1 protein-coding gene is annotated in these 1,593 nt (G+C 61.7%); it reads left to right on the top strand.

Annotation, left to right across the window (positions count from 1 at the left end):
* Positions 1 to 54: 54 nt before the first annotated feature.
* The coding region (locus tag AACG97_RS00165) for an amidohydrolase (RefSeq protein WP_338463219.1) at positions 55 to 1,593 on the top strand (1,539 nt) is incomplete at its 3' end.

Raw genomic sequence — 1,593 nt, 5'->3', positions numbered from 1 at the left:
TGCCGAAACCGGTTCCCATAATCCTGACCATTCCCCTCTCAGTCAGGAGCAGTTATGGTTACCCTCGGTAAAGCCGATCTTATTCTGGTTAATGGCCAGTTTCATACCGTCGATCGCGAGAACCCTGTCGCGGAAGCCGTCGCCGTGCGCGACGGGCAATTTCTGGAAGTGGGTACCGTCGCCGAGGTGATGCAACACCACTGCGACGGCACTAAAGTGGTGGATTTAAAAGGCCACACCGCCATTCCCGGCCTGAACGACTCCCACCTCCACCTGATTCGCGGTGGGCTGAACTACAACCTCGAGCTGCGCTGGGAAGGTGTGCCATCGCTGGCCGATGCCCTGCGGATGCTGAAAGAGCAGGCTCTGCGCACGCCGTCGCCCCAGTGGGTGCGCGTGGTGGGCGGCTGGACCGAGTTCCAGTTCGCCGAGCGTCGCATGCCGACCCTGGACGAAATTAACGACGCGGCGCCGGACACCCCGGTCTTCATTCTGCACCTGTACGACCGCGCCCTGCTCAACCGCGCCGCGCTGAAGGTGGTCGGCTACACCAAAGACACGCCAAATCCGCCGGGTGGTGAGATCCAGCGCGATGCCAGGGGCAACCCGACCGGGATGCTGATTGCCCGTCCGAACGCCATGATCCTCTACGCCACACTGGCCAAAGGGCCGAAGCTGCCGCTGGATCAACAGGTCAACTCCACCCGTCAGTTCATGCGCGAGCTGAACCGTCTGGGGCTGACCAGCGCCATCGACGCGGGTGGTGGCTTCCAGAACTATCCGGAAGATTACGAGGTGATTGCCGAGCTGCACGATAAAAAGCAGATGACCATCCGCATCGCCTATAACCTCTTTACCCAGCGCCCAGGCCACGAACTGGAAGACTTTGAAAAATGGACCGACATGCTCACGCCGGGCCAGGGCAGTGACTTCTTCCGCCACAACGGCGCGGGCGAGATGCTGGTCTTCTCCGCCGCCGATTTTGAAGATTTCCTCGAACCTCGCCCGGACCTCGCGCCGGGCATGGAGGACGAGCTGGAGCGCGTGGTGCGCCATCTGGTGGAGCACCGCTGGCCGTTCCGCCTGCACGCCACTTATAACGAATCCATCAGCCGCATGCTGGACGTGTTCGAGAAGGTGAACCGCGATATCCCGTTCAACGGACTGCACTGGTTCTTCGACCATGCGGAAACTGTCACCCAGGCCAACATCGACCGCATCAAAGCCCTGGGCGGCGGCATTGCCGTCCAGCACCGTATGGCCTTCCAGGGTGAATACTTTGCCGAACGTTACGGCATCGAAGCCACCCGCCATACGCCACCGGTGGCGAAAATGCTCGAAGCCGGCGTGCCTGTGGGCTTAGGAACGGACGCCACCCGCGTCGCCAGCTACAACCCATGGACCGCGCTCTACTGGCTGGTCTCCGGCCGTACCGTTGGCGGGATGCAGATGTATGACCACAGCGCCCGTCTGGATCGCGATACCGCCCTGATGCTCTGGACCCAGGGCAGTGCGTGGTTCTCCAGCGAACAGAACCAAAAGGGGCAGATCAAGGCAGGCCAGCTCGCCGACCTGGCCGTGCTCAGTAAAGAT

This window comes from Pseudomonas sp. Nvir (assembly GCF_963778085.1).
GTDB classification, from domain to species: domain Bacteria; phylum Pseudomonadota; class Gammaproteobacteria; order Pseudomonadales; family Pseudomonadaceae; genus Aquipseudomonas; species Aquipseudomonas juntendi.
Note: the sequence above shows the minus strand (reverse complement) of the source record. Positions and strands in the feature narration are given on the sequence as shown.